This window comes from Intrasporangium sp. Soil_C_50 (assembly GCF_057656595.1).
In genome coordinates, this window is the sequence record NZ_JBDGKB010000004.1 from 294,428 (window position 1) to 314,473 (window position 20,046).

The 20,046-nt window shown below is 73.3% G+C and carries 19 protein-coding genes; 9 read left to right on the forward strand and 10 right to left on the reverse strand.

Translation table 11 applies throughout. The features are described 5' to 3' along the window. Positions 1-38 precede the first annotated feature (38 nt). Positions 39-854: a hypothetical protein gene (locus AC3A5R_RS12890; RefSeq protein WP_487621151.1), complete on the forward strand. Its 816-nt coding sequence runs from the start codon at positions 39-41 to the stop codon at positions 852-854. A 19-nt stretch (positions 855-873) separates the two neighbouring features. On the opposite strand, the gene AC3A5R_RS12895 is transcribed toward AC3A5R_RS12890, so the two are convergent. Then, positions 874-1,833, reverse strand: coding sequence for a LysR family transcriptional regulator (locus AC3A5R_RS12895; RefSeq protein WP_487621152.1), 960 nt, complete (start codon positions 1,831-1,833; stop codon positions 874-876). Positions 1,834-1,904: 71 nt separating this feature from the next. Between AC3A5R_RS12895 and AC3A5R_RS12900 the strand changes: the two genes are divergently transcribed. Continuing rightward, positions 1,905-2,600, forward strand: a complete 696-nt coding sequence (locus AC3A5R_RS12900) for a LysE family translocator (protein ID WP_487621153.1) — start codon at positions 1,905-1,907, stop codon at positions 2,598-2,600. A gap of 231 nt (positions 2,601-2,831) precedes the next feature. On the opposite strand, the gene AC3A5R_RS12905 is transcribed toward AC3A5R_RS12900, so the two are convergent. Both AC3A5R_RS12905 and AC3A5R_RS12910 read right to left on the reverse strand, forming a co-directional pair. Next, complete coding sequence (locus tag AC3A5R_RS12905; RefSeq protein ID WP_487621154.1) at positions 2,832-4,352, reverse strand: MFS transporter; 1,521 nt, start codon at positions 4,350-4,352, stop codon at positions 2,832-2,834. 7 nt (positions 4,353-4,359) lie between these two features. Next, a complete protein-coding gene (locus tag AC3A5R_RS12910) occupies positions 4,360-4,605 on the reverse strand; it encodes a hypothetical protein (protein ID WP_487621155.1) in 246 nt (81 codons plus the stop codon). 230 nt (positions 4,606-4,835) lie between these two features. On the opposite strand from AC3A5R_RS12910, the gene AC3A5R_RS12915 reads away from it, so the two are divergent. From AC3A5R_RS12915 to AC3A5R_RS12935, 5 genes are all read left to right on the forward strand, one after another. After that, the gene (locus AC3A5R_RS12915) at positions 4,836-5,384 is read left to right on the forward strand and encodes a TetR/AcrR family transcriptional regulator (RefSeq protein ID WP_487621156.1); all 549 of its coding nucleotides are present in this window, start codon (positions 4,836-4,838) and stop codon (positions 5,382-5,384) included. Between the two features lie 55 nt (positions 5,385-5,439). Beyond that, positions 5,440-6,375 carry an LLM class F420-dependent oxidoreductase gene (locus AC3A5R_RS12920; RefSeq protein ID WP_487621157.1) on the forward strand — a complete coding sequence of 312 codons (936 nt, stop codon included), beginning with the start codon at positions 5,440-5,442 and terminating at the stop codon, positions 6,373-6,375. 184 nt (positions 6,376-6,559) lie between these two features. Continuing rightward, positions 6,560-7,021 carry a MarR family winged helix-turn-helix transcriptional regulator gene (locus tag AC3A5R_RS12925; RefSeq protein ID WP_487621158.1) on the forward strand — a complete coding sequence of 154 codons (462 nt, stop codon included), beginning with the start codon at positions 6,560-6,562 and terminating at the stop codon, positions 7,019-7,021. Beyond that, a complete protein-coding gene (locus AC3A5R_RS12930) occupies positions 7,018-8,244 on the forward strand; it encodes an MFS transporter (protein WP_487621159.1) in 1,227 nt (408 codons plus the stop codon). Before AC3A5R_RS12925 ends, AC3A5R_RS12930 begins: the two co-directional genes overlap by 4 nt. A gap of 222 nt (positions 8,245-8,466) precedes the next feature. Then, positions 8,467-8,949 carry a hypothetical protein gene (locus AC3A5R_RS12935; protein WP_487621160.1) on the forward strand — a complete coding sequence of 161 codons (483 nt, stop codon included), beginning with the start codon at positions 8,467-8,469 and terminating at the stop codon, positions 8,947-8,949. A 61-nt stretch (positions 8,950-9,010) separates the two neighbouring features. Here the strand turns inward: AC3A5R_RS12935 and AC3A5R_RS12940 are convergent, their stop codons facing one another. From AC3A5R_RS12940 to AC3A5R_RS12955, 4 genes are all read right to left on the reverse strand, one after another. Next, a complete protein-coding gene (locus AC3A5R_RS12940) occupies positions 9,011-10,306 on the reverse strand; it encodes an MFS transporter (protein WP_487621161.1) in 1,296 nt (431 codons plus the stop codon). A gap of 94 nt (positions 10,307-10,400) precedes the next feature. Next, positions 10,401-10,763 carry an MmcQ/YjbR family DNA-binding protein gene (locus AC3A5R_RS12945; RefSeq protein ID WP_487621162.1) on the reverse strand — a complete coding sequence of 121 codons (363 nt, stop codon included), beginning with the start codon at positions 10,761-10,763 and terminating at the stop codon, positions 10,401-10,403. 49 nt (positions 10,764-10,812) lie between these two features. Then, the gene (locus AC3A5R_RS12950) at positions 10,813-12,144 is read right to left on the reverse strand and encodes an MFS transporter (RefSeq protein ID WP_487621163.1); all 1,332 of its coding nucleotides are present in this window, start codon (positions 12,142-12,144) and stop codon (positions 10,813-10,815) included. Between the two features lie 4 nt (positions 12,145-12,148). Further along, positions 12,149-13,588, reverse strand: a complete 1,440-nt coding sequence (locus AC3A5R_RS12955) for an NAD-dependent malic enzyme (RefSeq protein ID WP_487621164.1) — start codon at positions 13,586-13,588, stop codon at positions 12,149-12,151. Between the two features lie 122 nt (positions 13,589-13,710). Here AC3A5R_RS12955 and AC3A5R_RS12960 point away from each other — a divergent pair, with 122 nt between their 5' ends. Beyond that, a complete protein-coding gene (locus tag AC3A5R_RS12960) occupies positions 13,711-16,125 on the forward strand; it encodes an HAD-IC family P-type ATPase (RefSeq protein ID WP_487621165.1) in 2,415 nt (804 codons plus the stop codon). Positions 16,126-16,292: 167 nt separating this feature from the next. Beyond that, complete coding sequence (locus tag AC3A5R_RS12965) at positions 16,293-17,549, forward strand: MFS transporter (RefSeq protein ID WP_487621166.1); 1,257 nt, start codon at positions 16,293-16,295, stop codon at positions 17,547-17,549. Between the two features lie 198 nt (positions 17,550-17,747). On the opposite strand, the gene AC3A5R_RS12970 is transcribed toward AC3A5R_RS12965, so the two are convergent. From AC3A5R_RS12970 to AC3A5R_RS12980, 3 genes are read right to left on the reverse strand one after another with little or no spacing between them, the layout of a single operon-like run. Continuing rightward, entirely contained in the window at positions 17,748-18,239 is a 492-nt protein-coding gene (locus AC3A5R_RS12970) for a GNAT family N-acetyltransferase (protein WP_487621167.1), read from the reverse strand. Then, positions 18,236-19,435, reverse strand: coding sequence for a phosphotransferase (locus tag AC3A5R_RS12975; RefSeq protein ID WP_487621168.1), 1,200 nt, complete (start codon positions 19,433-19,435; stop codon positions 18,236-18,238). Before AC3A5R_RS12975 ends, AC3A5R_RS12970 begins: the two co-directional genes overlap by 4 nt. Beyond that, entirely contained in the window at positions 19,432-19,941 is a 510-nt protein-coding gene (locus AC3A5R_RS12980; protein WP_487621169.1) for an SRPBCC family protein, read from the reverse strand. Before AC3A5R_RS12980 ends, AC3A5R_RS12975 begins: the two co-directional genes overlap by 4 nt. Positions 19,942-20,046 lie beyond the last annotated feature (105 nt).

A 20,046-nucleotide genomic window follows, 5' to 3' on the forward strand; every position in this document is an offset into this window, starting at 1 on the left:
CGCCACCGGGCAGCGGCGCCAGAGCCCCAGGAGACAGCATGACCATCACGCGCACCACCGTCGCCGCCGTCCTCGCCTCGGCCGCCGTCGCCGGCGTCGGGGGCGGCATCGTCCTGCACCGCACCGTCGACCGACCCGCGTCCGCTGCGTCGTCGAACACCGGCACGCCCGACGCGTCCGGCACCCCGGTCGGCGACGCCACGACACCGCCGGCCTCGACCGGCACGCGTCGGGCGTCGACGCCCGCGACCCGGCCCCCGACGTCGTCCGCGACCTCCTCCGCGACCTCCTCCGCGACGTCGTCCACCCGGCCGTCGGCGCGCGCGCCGCTGTCGGAGGACAACCTCATGCAGGCCAACGACTACACCGCAGCCGGCTGGAAGACCGTCTCGATCCGCAGCGGCAAGGGCGCCGGCCAGGCCGCCGTGTCCGCGTGCCAGCGCGAGAACCCCGAGTCGCAGTACGGCCTGACCCGGATGTACTCCGCCGCCGTCGAGGGCGGCGAGCTCTACGCCGACCAGTGGGTGCTCGAGTTCCGCGAGCGCGCAGACGCCCAGCAGATGGCGCAGGACGTCGGACTCTGGCCCAGCGGGTGCACCGACCCCTCGAACGAGGCGATGAAGGGCACCGCCTTCCACGCGAGCGAGCCCACCCAGCTGAAGCTGCCCGACGGCTCGGAGGGGCAGCGCTGGACCATGGACTTCGAGCAGGACAACCACACCCTGCGCCAGCTCGTCGAGGTCGTCCGCAACGGCACGCGTGTGGCCGTCACGGTCGTGTCGGCCCCGCCCGCGCTCGTCCGGGGCGTGGACGCGACCACGCTCGCCGCCCGCGCCGCCGCCCGCCTCGGCTGACCACCGCAAGGGTCGCGGCTCAGGACTGGGCGCGCACGACCTCGGGCAGCGGGGTGCCCGCCCATCGGTCGGTCAGGTCGTCGCAGACCCGTCGCACGAGGGTCACGAACTCCGGGGCGAGGGGCGTCAGCCGGGTGTCGCGGGCGTGCACGGCCCACAGCTCGCGGTGCAGGCGCGGGCGCTCGAGCTCGCGGTGCGTGACGCCCGGCACGAGGCGCGCGGCCATCTGCGAGATGACGGCCACCCCGAGCCCGGTGGCGACGAGGGCCTGCGCGACGTCATAGCTCTCGGTCTCGAAGGAGATGCGCGGCTCGATCCCGGCACCGGCCGCCGCGGCGTCGAACTGGGCGCGGGCCGCCTCGCCCGCGAGGATCGCGATCCACCGCTCGTCCCGCAGCTGGGCCAGGCGGATGCGTCGGGTCGGGGGCGTGGCGGCCAGGCGGTGGTCGCTCGGCAGGCAGAGCACGAGCGGGTCGCGCAAGAGCGGTGTCGCGACGAGCCAGCCCGGCAGCGGCGGCTCCTCGCCGTAGGTGCCCACGACGGCGACGTCGACCCCGCCGGCCGCCACCTGCTCGCGCAGCGTCGGGCTCGTGCCCTCGACGATCGACAGGTCGCTGTCGGGGAAGCGGTGGCGCAGGGCGGTGACGGCGTCGGGCAGCACGCCGAGGGCGGCGGACATGAAGGTGCCGACGCGGAGCCGACGCGAGACGAGCGTCAGCGCGCCGGACATCGCCGACTCGGCGAGCTCGCACACGGCGTCGACCTCCCGACCGTGCACGGCGAGCTGGTGGCCGGCCTCGGTGAGCCGGGCGCCGCGGGAGTCGCGGAGCACGAGCGGCACGCCCCAGTGCCGCTCGGCCCGGGCGACGCGGCCGGTGACGGCTGCCGGTGTGACGCCGAGCTCGGCGGCAGCGCCGGCGAGCGACCCGTGGGCGTCGATGAGGGCGAACATCCGCAGCTGCTCGGGGTCGATCCGCATCAACTGATCTTAATGCTGGCCGTCACCCATGTGACTTCACTGAACATGCGATGAAGCGAAGACTCGAGGGCGTGACCACGACCGCTGCCCTTGCCGCCTTCTTCCCCGTCGCCGTGACACTCGTCCTCGTGCCCGGCGTCAACAACCTCGTCGTGCTGCGAGAGACCGTCGCGCGGGGCGTCGCCGGCGGCTTGGCGGCCGTGGCCGGCACGAGCGTCGGCATCCTGGCGTGGTCGGCGGCCGTCGCGGTAGGGCTCGGAGCGCTGGCCGCGGGTTACCCGACGGCGTTCGCCGGGCTCCAGGTCGGCGGGGCCGCACTGCTCGTGGTCGGCGGCCTGCGTGGCCTGCTGCGCCTGCGTCGGAGCCCGGATCCCACTGTCGCTGTTGATGGTTCGCCCTCGCCGGAGGGGCAGACCGGGGTGGGCCCCGACGCCCCGACGAACGTCGTGGCCCGGGACGAGCGCGCGACCGCCACGAGCTTCCGCACCGCGGCGGTGACGTCGCTGGCGAACCCGCGCTGCCCCGTCACGGCAGTGTCGATCCTGCCGCAGTTCGTCGCGCCCGGCTCCGCGGCGACCGTGACGGTGCTGGCACTGGGGATGCTCTGGACGACGCTCGCCGGCGCGTGGAACGTCGTCGGCATCGCCCTGGCCCACCGGAGTCGCGGCCTCCTGACCCGGCCCGCCGCCCGACGCGTCGTCGACGGGGTCAGCGCCGCGTCCCTCGTCGCGGTCGGGGTGTCCGTGGCGGCCGCCGTCCACGCGTGACACCACCGACGCGCCGGCCCCCAACCGTCGAGAGGCCACGTTCGGCGGTGCCGGAACGGTCGAGAGGCCACGTTCGGCGGTGCCGGAACGGTCGAGAGGCCACGTCCGCTGGCGCGGAGTGGCCTCTCGACTCCCGGAACCCAGCCCTTCGTGGCCTCTCGACGGTTGAAGGGCGGGGGCAGGCGGTTGAAGGGCGGGGGCAGGCGGTTGAAGGCGGTTGAAGGGCGTCGGTCAGGCGGCCTCGGCCCCGTCGGCCGCCCCGACGGCGGCCGTCTCGCGCGACGGCTCCGGCTCGCGTCCCCGGCGCGGCCGCAGCACGACCGCGGCCACGAGGAGTGCCACGAGGGTGAAGGTCGCCGAGGTGAGGAACGCCGGCTCGACACCGGGCACGAACCGTCCGGGCACCGCCTGCGAGGCGTAGACGCTGACGATGGCCGCGAGGCCGACGGCGCCACCGAGCTGCTGCGCCGTCTGGAGCAGGCCCGAGACGGTGCCGGCCTGGGCACGGTCGACGCCGCCGAGGACGACGACCGTCACCGGCATGAACACCAGGGCCGCGGAGACGCCGTTGAGCACGAGCGCCCCGAGCAGGTGCGCGGCGTAGGTGCTCGACTCCGAGATGCCGCTCAGCCAGAGGAAGCTGGCCGTGAGGCCGATCGTGCCGACGAGCATCAGCGGACGCGGCCCGACCTTGGCCACGAGCCGGGCGCTGACCCGCGACGTCGCGAAGATCGCAAGGCTGAGGGGCAGGAACGCGGCACCCGTGGCCACGGGGCTGAACCCGAGGACGAGCTGGAGGTACTGCGTCACGAGGAAGAACGTCGAGAACTGGGCCCCGACGACGAGCGCCATGAGCACCAGCGCCCCGGCCCGTGACCGGGCCCGGACGAGCCCGAGCGGCAGCAGCGGGTTGGCGACGCGACCTTCGGTGCGCACGAACAGGGCCAGCAAGGCGAAGCCGACGGCGAACGAGCCGAGCGTCAGCGGCGAGGTCCAGCCGTGGTCGGGCGCGGAGATGAACCCGTTGACGACGGCCACCGAGCCGAGCGTCGCGGTGATCGCGCCGACGACGTCGAAGCGGCCACGCACGCGGGGGGTCTCGGTGACGAACCTGCGGGCGAGGACGAGCACGACGGCGCCGATCGGCACGTTGACGAAGAGCGTCCAGTGCCAGCTGACGAAGTCGGTGAGGATCCCGCCGAGGAGCAGGCCGATCGAGGCGCCGGCCGAGGACACGGCCGTGAACAGGGCCAGGCCGCGGTTGCGCGCAGCCTCGTCGGGGGCGCTCGTCGTGACGAGGGCGAGCACGCCGGGGGCGGCGAAGGCGGCACCGACGCCCTGGAGGGTCCGGGCGGCGATGAGCTGGCCGGGCGTCGTCGCGAGGCCGCCGAGCAGGCTGGCCACGGTGAAGACCGCGAGGCCGATCTCGAAGGTGCGCAGACGACCGAGGACGTCGCCGAGGCGCCCACCGAGCAGGAGCAGGCCGCCGAAGGCCAGCGTGTAGGCGTTGAGCACCCACGACAGACCGGCCGGCGTGAAGCCGAGGTCGGTCGCGATGTGGGGCAGGGCGACGTTCACGACCGTGGCGTCGAGCACGAGCATCAGCTGTGCGACGAGCACGATGCCGATGCCGATGGAGGCCCGGCGGGCTGCACGGTCACGCGTCGGCGCGGTGAGTGTGGGCGCGGTGGGTGAGGTGGCCGCGGTGGGTGTGGCGGACGGGGTGCTGGGTGATGTGGTGGTGGTCGACATCAGGGCCTCAGGCTTCATCGGGCTGGTCACGCCGGATCGACGGCTGGAAGGTCAGGTGGCGCTCGACGCTGAGCGGGTCGCGACGGAGCGGCGTGAACGCCGTGGCGCGGGTGCGGGTGTGGACGACGCCGTCGCGGGCATCATGGGCGGCTGTGACCTCGCCGCGCTTCACGAGCGGGGCTCGGTGCGTCGTCGCGAGGTGGGACTGGTGCAGGCGCTGGGCCTGGCGGGTGGGACGGATCGTGGTCGTCATGCGGCCGGACTCCTCTGGAACGACAGTCGGCGCTACTATTAGCGGAGAACCACTCCGGTTCTGCTCGACCAACAATACGGAGACACTCTCCGTTTTCGCAAGGGGGTTTTCCCGTGACGCCTGCCGGCACCGGCAAGGCGACGCTCGCTTCGTCGCCGGGTTCTGTTGCGGCCCAGCACGATTCGGCCACCGCAACCCCATCCGAAAGTCGTGAGAAGCCGACGCGTCCGATGCGTGCCGACGCCCGTCGCAACTACGACAAGATCCTCGCGACGGCCCGGATCGTCTTCACCGAGCGCGGCACCGACTGCTCCCTCGACGAGATCGCCAAGCGGGCCGAGGTCGGCCCCGGCACCCTCTACCGGCACTTTCCCAACCGTGAGGCACTCGTCGACGCCCTGATGCAGGACTGGACCGACCGCGTGGCGTCCGACGCCGACACCGCGATCGCCACCGGCGCGCCGGCCCGCGAGATGCTCATGGGCTGGTTCGAGAACTTCATCGACCACATCACGCTGCACCGCGGCGCCGCCACGAAGATCTGCGCCGCGATGGACGACCCCGCGTCGCCGATGTACCGCAAGTGCCGCGTGATGGGCGAGGCCAACGGACGCGTCGTGTCCCACCTCGACGGCCGCGGCGAGCTGCGCCCCGGCGTCGACGCCGCCAACGTCATGCGCCTCGTCAGCGGTGTCGCGAGCGTCGCCGACACGAGCCACGCCGACCTCGACGTCCGCCCGATGCTCGAGGTCATCGTCGACGGGATCGTCCGCGACTGACGGGATCGTCCCCGCCTGACGGGATTGTTCGCGACCGACCTGCGGTTGCACGGGCATGACCGTTGACCTGCGCATCTTCACCGAGCCCCAGCAGGGCGCGACGTACGACGACCTCCTCGCGGTCGCCCGAGCGGCCGAGGAGCTCGGCTTCTCCGGCTTCTTCCGCTCCGACCACTACCTGGCCATGGGCGGCGACGGCGGGCCCGGCCCCACCGACGCGTGGACGACCCTCGCCGGCCTCGCCCGCGACACGAGCACGATCCGCCTCGGCACCCTGGTCACCTCGGCCACCTTCCGCCTGCCCGGGCCGCTGTCGGTCCAGGTCGCCGGCGTCGACCAGATGAGCGGCGGCCGCGTCGAGCTGGGCCTGGGCGCCGGCTGGTTCGAGGAGGAGCACACCGCCTACGGCATCCCGTTCCCACCCCTCGGCGAGCGCTTCGACCGCCTGGAGGAGCAGCTCGAGGTCGTCACCGGACTCTGGTCGACGCCGGTCGGGGCGACGTACACGCACGCGGGCACGCACTACCCCGTCGCCGGCTCCCCCGCCCTGGCCAAGCCGGTTCAGGAGGGCGGCGTGCCGATCATCGTCGGCGGCGGAGGCAAGCGCCGCACGCCGGCCCTCGCCGCGCGGTACGCGTCGGAGTTCAACGCCGCCTTCGTGTCGGCGCCCGACTCGAAGCGCCTCTTCGACGGTGTCCGCGCGGCGTGCGCCGACATCGGCCGCAACCCGGAGTCGCTGACCTACTCCGCCGCCCAGGTGCTGTGCCTCGGCGACGACGACGCGACCCTGCGGCGTCGGGCGGACGCCATCGGCCGCGACGTCGCCGAGCTGCGCGAGAACGGCCTGGCCGGCTCGGCCGCAGAGGTCGTCGACAGGCTGGGCACCTTCGCCGAGGCCGGCACCGAGCGCGTCTACCTCCAGGTGCTCGACCTCGCAGACCTCGACCACCTGTCCGACGTCGCCGCGAAGGTCCTCCCCCAACTCGCCTGACCCCGCGACGCCGTGACGGACTGCTCTCTCGATCGCCGACGCGTGACGGAGTGCTCTCTCGATTCCGATCGAGAGAGCACTCCGTCACGGCGCTCCCGCCCACGCCGCGGTGATTCCCGATCGAGAGAGCGCTCCGTCACGGGTTCGACTTGATATGCATAGGTTATCTATGTAACTTGGGCGGGTGACCGTTCCGACCACCCTGGGCAACGACCTGCTCCGCTCGGCCGCGCGCCTCTCGCGCTGGGCCAGCCGACACGCCTCGTTCGACGTGCCCTTCGCGCAGGCCCGCCTGCTCGCCCTCCTCGACGAGCTCGGCCCCTCCCGCGTCAGCGCCCTCGCGGCCGCCGATCACAGCAGCCAGCCGACGATCACCACCCAGCTGCAGCGCCTCGAGGCGTCCGGCTGGGTGCACCGCGCGTCCGACCCCGACGACGCGCGCGCCACGGTGGTCTCCCTCAGCGACGAGGGCCACGCCGCGCTCGAGAGCGTGCGCCGGGCCCGACTGGCCGTCCTGTCCCCCGTCCTCGACCAGCTCGACGACCCGGCGATCGCGCGCGTCCAGGTCGCCGTCGACGTCATGAACGAGCTGCTGGCCGCCGCGGCGGACATCACCACCCCGCACCACACCCGAAAGGACGGATGACCACCCCCATGTGGCGTCAACCCAAGACCGTCTGGTCGATCGCCTTCGCCTGCGTGATCTCCTTCATGGGCATCGGCCTCGTCGACCCCATCCTCAAGCCGATCGCCGACGAGCTCGGCGCCGGCCCGTCGCAGGTGTCCCTGCTCTTCACGAGCTACCTCGCCGTCATGGGCGTCGCGATGCTCGGCACCGGCTGGGTCAGCAGCCGCGTCGGCGCCAAGCGGACGCTGCTGCTCGGCCTCGCGCTCATCATCGTCGGCTCCGCCCTCGCCGGGAGCCAGGACACCGTCGGCGGCATCGTCGCCTTCCGCGCCCTGTGGGGCCTCGGCAACGCGCTCTTCATCGCCACCGCCCTCGCGACGATCGTCAATGCCGCGTCCGGCTCCGTGAAGCAGGCGATCATCCTCTACGAGGCCGCGCTCGGCGTCGGCATCGCGACCGGCCCGCTGCTCGGCGGCTGGCTCGGGGGCATCTCGTGGCGCTGGCCCTTCTACGGCGTCGCCATCCTCATGGCCGTCGCCTTCATCGCGACCGTGACGACCCTGCCGGCCACGCCTCCGGCCGCGCGCCCCACCTCGCTCACCGCGCCGCTCAAGGCCCTGGGTCACCGCGGCCTGCTCACCGTCGGCATCACGGCGCTGCTCTACAACTTCGGCTTCTTCACGCTGCTCGCCTTCACGCCCTTCCCGCTGGCCATGGGTGCGCACGAGATCGGTTTCATCTTCTTCGGGTGGGGCCTGCTCCTCGCGATCACGTCGGTCTTCGTCGCACCGATGATCCAGCGGCGGTTCGGCACCATGGCCGGCATCGTCGGGGCCCTGCTCGGGTTCGCCGTCATCCTCGCCGCCATGGCGATCTGGACCGAGAACAAGACCGTCCTCGTCGTCGGCGTCATCCTCGCCGGAGCGTTCCTCGGCGTGAACAACACGCTCATCACCGAGACCGTCATGAAGGTCGCGCCGGTCGAGCGGGGGGTCGCCTCCGCGGCCTACAGCTTCGTGCGCTTCAGCGGCGGCGCCATCGCCCCGTGGCTGGCCGGCAACCTCGGCGAGAAGTCCATCCACCTGCCGTTCTGGGTCGGCTCGGTCGCCGTCGTGCTCGCCGTCCTCGTGCTGTCGACGGCCCGACGCATCATCGGCGCCCTCGACGAGGCCCCCGGCCACGGCGCCGAGGAGGTCAGCTCCCGCACCGAGGCCGAGGCGCTCACCGTCGGCGACGCCTGACCGACGCGTCCCCCGACGCGCACCGACGCTTGGGGCTGGAGTGACGGAGTGCTCACTCGACGAGGTGGTCGGGGCAAAGCCCCTCCGACCGGACGCCGCGCCCTGCTCGGGGGCGCGGCGTCCGGTCGTTCCGGCGCTGCAGCCCGAGCGCCCCGCCCGAGCCCGCCGCGTGTCCGGACCGCGCCGCCGGTGCCGGGAAGCACGGGCGGGCATACTCGGCGCATGACCCTCGCCCTCGGCCGCCGACGCGTCGCGCTCGTCGTGGTCGGGCTGCTTGTCGCCGCGCTGGTGCTGCCGATGTTCGTCGGGGTGTTCCGGTGGCTCTCGCCGACCGACCTCCCCGACCGATCCGACCCGGCTGTGCTCGCCGAGGAGCGCCACCTCGAGGCTCTCGTCGAGGGCACGCCGCTGTTCACCGCGATGGGCGCCGGCATCGACTGCCGGGTGCGGCTGTTGCGCTCCGAGCCGCCGACGTCGTGGGGCTGGACCGTGTGCGTCAGCGACACCTCGCCGGCCCAGTACTCCGTGCCGTTCCGCGTCGACGATGACCGGGTGAGCTACCCCGACGACGGGGACGCCGCCCAGTCGGTCCGGCGGATGTTCCCGCCCGACCTCGTCGACGTCGCCCTCGAGGGCAACGACGAGCTCTTCGCCGACCTCGGCCTCGACCCCGCGAACCTCCCGACGCCGCTGCCGCCGAGCTGACACCGACGCGGCGGCCGTCTGGCCCGGCCGCCTCCGCGACCGGGCCAGACGTCGACCGCTGCTAGCGCGTCGGGGCGAGGCTGCCGGTGCCGCTCTCGATGAGGCTCGCCTCCGCGGTGCCGAACCGGATGCCGCGTCGTTCCTTGCCGAACGCGGTGAGCACGATGACGGCCACGAACACCGGCACGATCGTCACGGTGAGGGCGAACGGGTACCCGTGCGAGGTCGCGAGCGCCTCCTGGATCGGCAGGTTGAAGGCGGCGAGGCAGTTGCCGAGCTGGTAGGTGACGCCGGGGTAGAACCCACGGATCTCGTCGGGCGACAGCTCGGTCAGGTGGGCCGGGATGACGCCCCACGCGCCCTGGACCATGACCTGCATGAGGAACGAGCCGAGCGCGAGCATGCCGGCGGTCTGCGAGAACGCGAACAGCGGCACGATCGGCAGGGCCAGCACGGCGCAGGTGATGATGACGACCTTGCGCCCGTACCGCTCCGAGAGCGCCCCGGCGACGGCGCCGCCGGTGATGGCGCCGATGTTGTAGATGACGGCGATCCACGTGGCGGTGCTCTTGGCCAGCCCGGCCCCACCCTCGTCGGCCGCCTTGAGGAAGGTCGGGTAGACGTCCTGCGTGCCGTGGCTCATCCAGTTGAAGGCGGTCATGAGCAGCACGAGGAAGACGAACCGGCGCCAGATGGCCGGGTTGGCGAGCAGCTGGCGCACCGACGTGCTCGTCTGGCGGACCCGCTGGCTGGCGTTCTCCCAGACCTCCGACTCGACGACGCGCGAGCGGATGATGAAGGTGATGGCGGCCGGGATGATCGACAGCGCGAACATCCAGCGCCACGACAGCCCGAGCCACGAGCTGACGACGAGGAAGGCGAGCGAGGCGAGCAGGTAGCCCATCGAGTAGCCGCCCTGCAGGATGCCGGAGAAGAACCCGCGTCGCTCGGTCGGCAGCTTCTCCATCGCGAGCGCCGCCCCGAGGCCCCACTCGCCGCCCATGCCGATGCCGTAGAGCATCCGCAGCACCATGAGCACGCCGAAGTTCGGGGCGAACGCGCAGAGGAACCCGACGACGCTGTAGAAGGCGACGCACGTCATGAGCGGGATGCGGCGGCCGCGTCGGTCCGCCCAGAGGCCGAAGATGAACGCGCCGACAGGACGCATGACGAGCGTCATCGTGGTGATGAACGCCATCTCCGGCAGCGACTTGCCGAAGTCCTTGGCGATGTCGGCGTAGATGAGCACGACGAGGAAGTAGTCGAAGGCGTCCATGGCCCAGCCGAGGTAGGCGGCGGCGAACGAGTTGCGCTGGTCTGCGGTCAGTTTCGTGCGGGCTGCTGTCGACGCCGCCATGCGACCTCCCTGTCGTCATGGGCCGTCGGAATGTCCGGCGTGCCCGCTCTCGACCAGATACCTCCTTGCTGGGAAAATGCTGGGAAATGACGCGTCAGCCGAGCAGGACGGCCAGGCCGGTGTCGCCGCGGCGGCGCGGGCCGCCGCGCACGTCGTAGGACTCGAGGAGCAGCTCGGCCAGCTCGCGGCGGTCGAGCCGGTCGAGGCGGGCCCACATCGTGACCCGGTACCGGAAGGTGTCGATGCGCACGAACGTGTCGCGCCGGTCGGCGAGCGCCGGCCCGGTGTCCATCTCGCCGGTCCAGACCTGCACGAGCACGCGGCCCGCGTCGTCCCACCGCAGCCGCGCGAACGAGTGCCGGCCGGCGAACCAGGCCGGCGAGCCCTCGTGCGCCTCGCCCCGCTCGGCGCCGGGCAGCCGGCCGCACAGCGCGTCCACGTCGGCCCACGTCGCCATGCCCGGAACGTACCCGACGGCTTGGTGGAAGTGACCAGGACGAAGCGGCCTAGTGGAAGGTGACCGACTCGCCGGCCCGCATCGCGGCGTAGGCCTCCGGGTCGGACTCGAGCGCGGCCCGACGCGCCCGCCGCCGGTAGCGCAGGATCTGCACGATGCCGAGCGCCCACACCGGGTACTGGACCGTCATCGCCGCCCGGAAGGCGTCGACGTTCCATGTCGAGGGCCCGGCCGGCGCCACGTGGTCGAGGACGACGCCGACGAGGGCCACCGCCGTCAGCGTCGCGACGAAACCGCCGGTGTTGACGATTCCCGACGCGCTGCCGATGCGCGTCGGCGGGTTGAAGGTGCGGGCGAGGTCGAAGCCGATCATCGAGCCGGGCCCACCGATGGCGATGAGCACGACGAGCAGCACGAGCAGCCACAGCGGCGCGCGCCCGGGCCAGAGCAGCACGACGGTCCACGCGGCCACCGCTCCGGCGACGATCCACAGCACGAGGGTGCTGCGCGAGAACGGGAACCGCATCGTCAGCGTGCCGATGAGGGGGCTCGTGATGACCGTCGTGACGACCATCACCATGAGCAGCGCGCTCGCCGTCGAGGACGACAGGCCCTGCCCGGCGACGAGGAACGGGAAGCCCCACAGCATCGTGAACATGTTGGCGGCGAACTGCGACGTGAAGTGCGACCAGAGCCCGAGCCGCGTGCCGGGCACGAGCCACGCGTCACGCAGGGCACGAGCGAGGGCCCGCATCCGCAGCTCCTCGCGGTGGTGGTCGGCGTAGGGGGTGTCACGCACGAGCAGGACGAGCCCGACACCGGTGAGCACGCCGACCGACGCGGCGACGGTGTACGACGGCGTCCACCCGAAGTGCGCGAGCGCCGCCGCGAGCGGGCCGGCGGCGGCGAGCGCCCCGATCTGGCCGAGGACGCCGGTGACCTGGGTGACCATCGGCGTGCGCCGCGGCGAGAACCACACGGCGACGAGGCGCAGCACCGAGATGAACACCATGGCATCGCCCATCCCGAGCAGCACCCGGCACGCGAGCGCCGCCGGGTAGGAGTGGACGAAGGCGAAGCCGAGCTGGGCGGCGGTGAGCAGGGTCAGCCCGATGCCGAGCAGGCGCTTGGAGCCGAACCGGTCGAGCAGCGCCCCGACGGGCAGCTGCATCGCCGCGTAGACGAGCAGCTGCAGGATCGTGAAGGTCGACAGCTGCGCGCTGCTGATGCCGAACCGCTCGGCGGCCTGCAGGCCGGCGACGCCGAGGGACGTGCGGTGGAAGACGGCGAGGACGTAGACCGCGATGGCGGCCGCCCACACCGCCCAGGCGCGACGCCCGTCGAGCGGGTACCGGAGGGCGGGTGGGGTCGTGCTCGTCATGCCCTCAGTTGGCTCCCGTCATGGGGATCGACGCCACGCGCGCCTTGGGCACGCAGTCGACGATCGCCTTGGCGACGGTCTTGCTCATGTCCGGCTGGAAGACGCTCGGGATGATGTAGTTCGGGTTGAGCTGCTCGTCGGTGACGACCGAGGCGATGGCGTCGGCGGCCTTGATGAGCATCTCGGTGGTGACGTCGGTGGCGCGGGCGTCGAGCAGGCCACGGAAGACGCCCGGGAACGCGAGCACGTTGTTGATCTGGTTCGGGTAGTCGCTGCGGCCGGACGCGACGACGGTGGCGCGCTGGGTCGCCTCGTGGATGTCGACCTCGGGGTCGGGGTTGGCCAGCGCGAAGACGATGCGCTGGTCGGCCATCTCGTCGATCCACTCGGGGTCGAGGATCCGCGGGGCGCTGACGCCGATGAAGACGTCGGCGCCCTGGAGGCCGTCGCGCAGGGTGCCGGTGAGGCCCCGGGGGTTGGTCTTCTCGGCGAGGCTGCGCCAGGCGGGCGTCAGGGACTCGTCGGCCTTGTTGAGCAGGCCCGGCCGGTCGCTCACCGTGACGTCGGTGGCGCCCGCCGCGAGGAGCAGCTGGACGATGGCCGAGCCGGCGGCGCCGCCGCCGGACACGACGATCCGCGCGTCGGGCAGCTTCTTGTCGATGATGCGCAGGGCGTTCTTCAGCGCGGCGAGCACGACGATGGCCGTGCCGTGCTGGTCGTCGTGGAATACCGGGATCGAGAGGCGCTCGCGCAGCTTGGCCTCGATCTCGAAGCATCGCGGCGCGGCGATGTCCTCGAGGTTGATGCCGCCGAAGCCGGGGGCGATGAGCTCGACGGTGCGCACGATCTCGTCGACGTCGGTGGTGTCGACGCAGATCGGCCACGCGTCGATGTCGGCGAACCGCTTGAAGAGGGCGGCCTTGCCCTCCATGACCGGCAGCGCCGCCTCGGGACCGATGTTGCCGAGGCCGAGGACCGCCGAGCCGTCGGTGACGACGGCGACCGAGTTGCCCTTGATCGTCAGCTTCGGGACGTCCTCCGGGTGGTCGGCCAGGGCCTGGCTGACGCGGCCGACGCCGGGCGTGTAGGCCATCGCGAGGTCCTGGCGGTTGCGCAGGTTGACCTTGCTCTGGACGCTGATCTTGCCGCCGAGGTGCAGGAGGAAGACGCGGTCGCTGACCTTGTGGACGCGGACGCCCTCGAGGGTCTCGACGGCCGCGACGATCTCGGTCGAGTGCTCGGCGTTGCTCGCCGAGCAGGTGAGGTCGATGACGAGCCGGTCAGGGTGGGAGTCGACGATGTCGAGCGCCGTGGTGATGCCACCGCTCTCGGCCACCTTGACCGCCAGCGTCCCGATGACGGCCGGGTCGGTGCCGGTGTGGATTCGCATCGTGATCGAGTAGGAGGCGGTGGTGGCGCGGGCACGTTGGATCGACTCAGTCACGGACCAATCGTCCCACGATCCGAGAAACCACCCCGAACGCGTCCGCGGACCGGCCAGTAACCCACGCGGACGCGTGGCGCGTACAGGAGGGCGGGCGCGGGCCAGGACGCGACAATGGGCGGGTGACCGAGCTGACGACCGACGCCGCGCGCGGCCTGACGAGCGCCGAGGTCGCCGAGCGCGTCGCGCGGGGCGAGGTGAACCGGCTCGCCGAGCGCACGTCGCGCTCCGTCGGTGAGATCGTCCGGGCCAACGTGCTGACGCGGTTCAACGCGATCCTCGGCGCCCTCTTCGTCCTCGTCCTCGTCACGGGCTCCTTCGCCGACGCCCTCTTCGGGGTCGTGCTCGTCGTCAACTCGGCCATCGGCATCGTCCAGGAGTACCTGGCCAAGCGGAAGCTCGACCGGCTGGCGCTGCTCAACGCCCCGACGACGCGGGTCGTGCGCGACGGCGCCGTGGTCGTCGTGCCCACCGCCGACGTCGTGCGCGACGACCTCATCGAGCTGCGGACCGGCGACGAGGTGCCCGCCGACGGCGTCCTGACGAGCAGTGCCGGGCTCGAGCTCAACGAGGCCAACCTCACCGGCGAGTCCGACCCCGTGGCCCACGACGCCGGTGAGGCGATCCGGTCGGGCACGAGCGTCGTGGCCGGGTCGGGGCGCTACGTCGCGCAGGCCGTCGGTGCGGACGCCTACGTCAACCGGATCGCGGCCGACGCGCGGCGCTTCACCCGGACCCACTCGGAGATCCAGGCGTCGATCGACACGCTGCTGCGCTACATCACGTGGGTCATCGCCGTCGCCCTACCGGTCACCATCTGGTCGCAGTGGCGAGCCGTCGGCGACCAGGGCTGGCGCGAGGTCGTCATCCGCTCGGCCGCCGGGGTCGTCGGGCTCGTCCCGGAAGGCCTCGTGCTCCTGACGTCGGTGGCGTTCCTGCTCTCGGCCGTGCAGCTGACCCGGCGCAACGTCCTCGTGCAGCAGCTCCCGGCCGTCGAGGGCCTGGCCCGCGTCGACGTCGTGTGCCTCGACAAGACGGGCACGCTGACGTCAGGCGAGATCGCCTTCGAGGACGTCGAACCGCTCGGCGGGCACACGGCGGACGACGTACGGCTCGCGCTCGGAGCCCTCGCCGACGACCCGAACGCCAACGGCACCCTGGCCGCGGTCGGGGCGTCGGTCTCCGCGCCCGGGTGGGCCCGGACGGCGGCGGTGCCGTTCAGCTCGGCTCGCAAGTGGAGCGGCGCGACGTTCGCGGGCCACGGCACGTGGCTGCTGGGCGCCCCCGAGGTGCTGCTCGGCAAGGACCCGGCCGACCTGCGCGAACGCGTCGCCCGCCTCGCCGACTCCGGCCGACGCGTCGTGCTCCTGTGCCGCAGCGCCGTGCCCCTCGACGGCGCAGGCCTGCCCGCCGACCTCGAGCCCGCGGCTCTCGTGACCCTCACCGAGCAGGTGCGCCCCGACGCCGCAGCCACCCTCGGCTACTTCCGCGAGCAGGGCGTCGCCGTCAAGGTCGTCTCCGGCGACAACCCGGTCACCGTGGCGGCCGTGGCCCGCGCCGTCGGCCTCGACGCCGGGGAGCCGGTCGACGCCCGGACGCTGCCCGAGGACCCCGACGCGCTGCGCGAGGTCCTCTCCCGCACCACGGTGTTCGGTCGCGTCACACCGGAGCAGAAGCGCGCGTTCGTGCACGCCCTGCAGGCCGACGGGCACGTCGTCGCGATGACCGGCGACGGCGTCAACGACGCCCTCGCCCTCAAGGACGCCGACATCGGCGTCGCCATGGGCAACGGCGCGCAGGCCACCAAGGCCGTCGCCGAGCTCGTCCTGCTCGACGGCCGGTTCTCGCACCTGCCCGACGTGCTCGGCGAGGGCCGCCGCGTCATCGGCAACGTCGAGCGCGTCGCCAACCTCTTCGTCGCCAAGAACGCCATGAGCCTCGTCGCGATCCTCGCGGCGGCGGTCATCGCCGTGCCGTTCCCGTTCCTGCCGCGGCACCTGACGCTGGTGTCGGCGGTGACGATCGGGATCCCCGCCTTCTTCCTCGCACTCGGGCCGAACAAGCGTCGCTACCTGCCCGGGTTCCTGCGGCGCATCCTGCGCTTCGCCGTGCCCTCGGGAGCCGTCGCGGGCATCGCCGTCATCACCTCCTACCTGCTCGCCGGCAGCCACTACGGCGTGCCGCGCGCCGACTTCGTCACCCGGTGCGCGCCCGAGGCGGGCACCGGCGCCACCACCGACGTCGCCTGCTGGCAGGCCGGCACCGGGGCGACGATCACCCTGCTCGTCGTGTTCTTCTGGATCCTCGTCGTGCTGGCCCGGCCGTTCCGGCTGTGGAAGGCGGCGCTCGTCGCCTCGCTCGTGGGCCTGGCCGTGCTTGCGTTCGTCGTGCCCTTCGCGCGCACCTTCTTCACCTTCGACGCCCCGCCGGCCCTCGCGTGGCAGTCGCTGGGGATCGGCCTGGTCGGCGCCGCCGCCGTCGAGGTCATCTACCGCACGGCACCCAGCGTGTCGGCTGCGCACCACGTGCGCGACTGACGCGTCGCCGGTCCCCGCCCGGTCGGCCGCGCCCCCAGCCCGCAACGGTCCGGGCGTCCGAGGTGGCGGGCGTACACTTGAGGCTGCTCAGGGACTCCGCGTGACCTGTTGGGCGGGTAGGCCACGCACCCGATGCGCGCTACCCCGCGCCGACCACCGGAGCCCCCGTGTCACCCATCGACTCGTACCGCCGCCTCTTCGGCCTCACCGGCGCGACGTACATCGTCGTCGCCTTCCTCGCCCGCCTGCCGCTCGCCATGGCCCAGCTCGGCACCCTGCTGCTCGTGGCCGGCGCCACCGGCAGCTACGGGGCCGGCGGCTTCTGCGCCGGCGCGCTCGCCGTCGCCAACGCCCTCGGCGCACCGTTCTGGGGCGCACGGGCCGACCGGCTCGGGCAACGCCGGGTCGTCGCCGTCCAGTCGCTCGCCGGTGCCGCGGCGGTGGCAGGCGTCCTCGTCGTCGTCAGCGCCGGACTGCCTTGGGGCGTCGCGGCGGTCACGAGTGCGGTCGCGGGCCTCCTTCTGCCGCAGGTCGGTCCGCTCGCGCGGGTGCGCTGGCGGCCGATCACCGCGACGACCGGCCGTCACCAGCCACGGCTCGTCGACGCCGCCTTCTCCTACGAGGGCGCCGCCGACGAGGCGTCGTTCGTCCTCGGCCCGGCCATCGTCGGGCTCGGCGTCTCGGTCGCGAGCCCGACCGCTGCGCTCGCGTTCGCGGCGGCCACCCTCGCCGTCTTCGGCACGTGGTTCGCCCTCCACGAGACCGCCGAGGTCACCCACCGCACCACGGCCCGCACCGAGGCCGCCACCGGTCGTCTCCTGACGCCCGCCCTCGTCGTGCTCGGCCTCGCCCAGCTGCTCATCGGCTCGGTGTTCGGCTCCGTCCAGACCGGCACCTCGGTCCTCGCGACGTCCGCCGGCTCGCCGGGCCTGACCGGCTACCTCCACGCCCTGCTCGGCGTCGGCAGCGTCGTCGCCGGGCTCGCCGTGGCGATGCTGCCGCCGAGCATCGGCCTGCCCCGGCGGCTGCGGTGGTTCGCCCTCGGCCTGCTCGCCCTGTCGGCGCCGCTGCTGCTCGTCGGCTCGATCGGCGGGCTCGTGCCGGTGCTGCTCGTCCTCGGCTTCACCGTCGCGCCCTACATGATCACGACCTTCACCCTCGCCGAGCGCGTCACCCCACCATCGCGCACCGGAGCCGCGATGACGGCGCTGGCCGCCGCGACCGGCCTCGGCTACGCGCTCGGGGCGGCCGTCGCCGGCCGGCTCGCCGACTGGGGCGGCCACACGCCGGCCTATGCCGTGACCGTCGTCGCCGGGGCGCTCGCGCTCGTGCTCGCCGTCTCGGCCCACCGCGTCCTCACGCGGGCCCTGGACCTCGCGCAGACGCCGATGCCCAGCGCGGCACCGACTCCCTCGCACCCGTAGCCGACCTCGACACGACCCCACCAGCTCCGCGCCGGCTGAGCCGGCACGCGGTCCTGGTGCCGTTCCGGCGCGCCAGCTCCGCCATGACGCACTCTCCGCGGCCGACACCCCCGTTCCGGGGCGCCGACTCCGCCATGGCGCACCTTCCACGGCCTGGGCGGTCGGGCGGCAGGTCGGCCGGCAGGGTCGGCCGGCAGGTCAGGCGCGGTCGAGGCGCAGGCGCATCGCCGGCCACGCGGTCGGGGCGAACCCGAGGTCGGTGTAGAGACCGGCCCCCTCGCCGGTCGCGAAGAGCTCGACGACGCACGCCTGTGTCTCGTCGCGGAACCACGCGATCACGCCCTCGACGCAGCCACGCGCCAGCCCACGGCGTCGGGCGTCGGGGTGCGTCGCGACGTTGTTGAGCAGGCCCCAGACACCGTTCGGGTTGACCGGCGACGGCGTCTCGAACCGCAGTCCGCCCATCGCGCCGGCACCGACGCGTCCGGCGGCGTCGACCGCGAGCACGACGCAGCAGCGCGGCCCGTCGATCTCGGCCTCGAACCACGCGCGGGCGGCCGTACGCCACGCCGGGTCGTCGACGCCGGCGACGCCCATGGCCGAGAACATCAGGGCCCGGAGGTCGATCACCGCCTCGATGTCCGCGCGACCGGCTCGGCGCGTCGACCAGCCGTCGGCGAGCCGGGTCACGACACCCCTCCGGCGAAGGCCGGAGCCAACGGCACCTCGACCGCACCGTGCTCTCGGGCCACGGCGTCGGCGAGCCGCCTTGCGACGTCGGCGAGCTCGGGCAGGGCCGTCCCCTCGGCAGCGGTCCGGAGGAAGCGCAGGCTGCGGTCGGGCATCCGTGGCATCGGCTTGACCGGGTTCGGCGTCCGGTCGCTGCCGTCGACGAGCTCGGCAACGCACCACGACCCGGCGAGCCACGCCCAGGCCTCGCGGGCGAGGGCCAGGTCGTCGTCGAAGTCGGCGGTGGCGACGCCGGGCCACGCCTGGCCCGCGACGCTGCGCCACCGCTCGAGCGCGACCCGGGCGGCGGCCGCTTCGAGCGACCACGCGCACCAGCACGTGGGCCACGGCACGTGCAGGTAGGCGACGTCCCACGCTACGGGGCGCCAGAGCGCGAACTCGAAGTCGAGCAGGCGCACTCCGTCGTCGGTGAGCAGGTTGTTGTCCGGGCACGTGTCGGCGGCGGACAGGCTCGAGGCGTCGACGCGGAAGCGGTCCGGCACCTGCCGCAGCACGTCCCACGCGGCATCCGGCACGTCGACACCGAGCGCCCGCGACAGGCGCGCCCACTCGCGCGCCGCCTCGTCGAGGTGCGCCGGCATGTAGTCGACGACGAGCTCCTCGCCCGCTCGATCGCGGACGCCGTCGACGAAGCCGCCCTGCAGCCCGCGACCGGCGACGTGCAGGTTCGCCAGGCCCTCGGCCCAGTCGGCGAGCGACCCGGCGGCCGCGAGGGGGTCGGTCCCGAGCAGGCGGGAGGCCAGGTGCGGCGCGTCGCCGAGGTCGGACAGCACGACGACCCTCGGGTCGGCGCTCTCGGCGAGCAGCCGCGGCGCGGGCGCACCGGGCACCGCCGAGAGAGCGGCGAGCGCCGCGGCCTCGCGGGCGTACGGCGCCTCGGCCTCCTCGGTGAGGTAGCGCTTGACGACCACCGAGCCGCCCGACGCGTCGCGCGCCCGCACCACGAGGGTGCGACGGCTGCCCGGGAACGTGTCGCCGACGGGCTCGAGGTCGACGCCGAGGAGACGACCCGCCACCCCGAGCGTCTCGGCCACGACGTCGCGCACGCGCGCGTCCACGAGGTCGTCCGGGGCGGTGTCCGGTCCGGCCGGGTCGGAGGCGTCGGGGCTGTCGCTCGGATCGCTCGCGTCGGTCACCGGGACACTGTGCCAGAGCCGTCCGACCCCCCCTGCCCGGCGGGCCGCCCCAGCCAGGCCGCCAGGCCTCGCTCCCCCGCCCGCATCATCCAGGCGTGGTTGAGGCGGAGCACCGGAGCCGCGACCGGGGTGAGGCGTTCGAGCCCGCGGGTCGTCACGACGGCCTCCTGGGCATAGCGCGCGAGGGTCATGGCCCCGGCAGCGGAACTGCGCCCTTCGGCCCGCGCGGACTCGAGCCGGAACTCGCTCCAGCCCTCGAGGTCACCGTCCATCCGCACGCGCAGCACGCCCGCGTCGGCGTCCTCCACCTCCCGCGTCAGGACGAGGTCGAGGGTGTAGGGCAGGAGGCTGCGCACGTACGCGTGGCCGCTGTCGGCGTCGATCCGGCGGACCTGTCGCACCTGGGGCCACCACCGCGGGTAGGCATCGACGTCGGCCAGCGCCGCGAACGTCGCGGCGGTACCGGCCGGCACGAGCCAGGTGTGCTGGAAGCGGAAGGGGCGCACGGCTCCACCCTCGCACTCCAGCGCGCCCGCTGGGTGGCTCGCGGGACGGCATGCGTGCAGCGGATGCCCTGCTCGTTCGGGAGGATGCCGGTGGGCGTGGCGCCG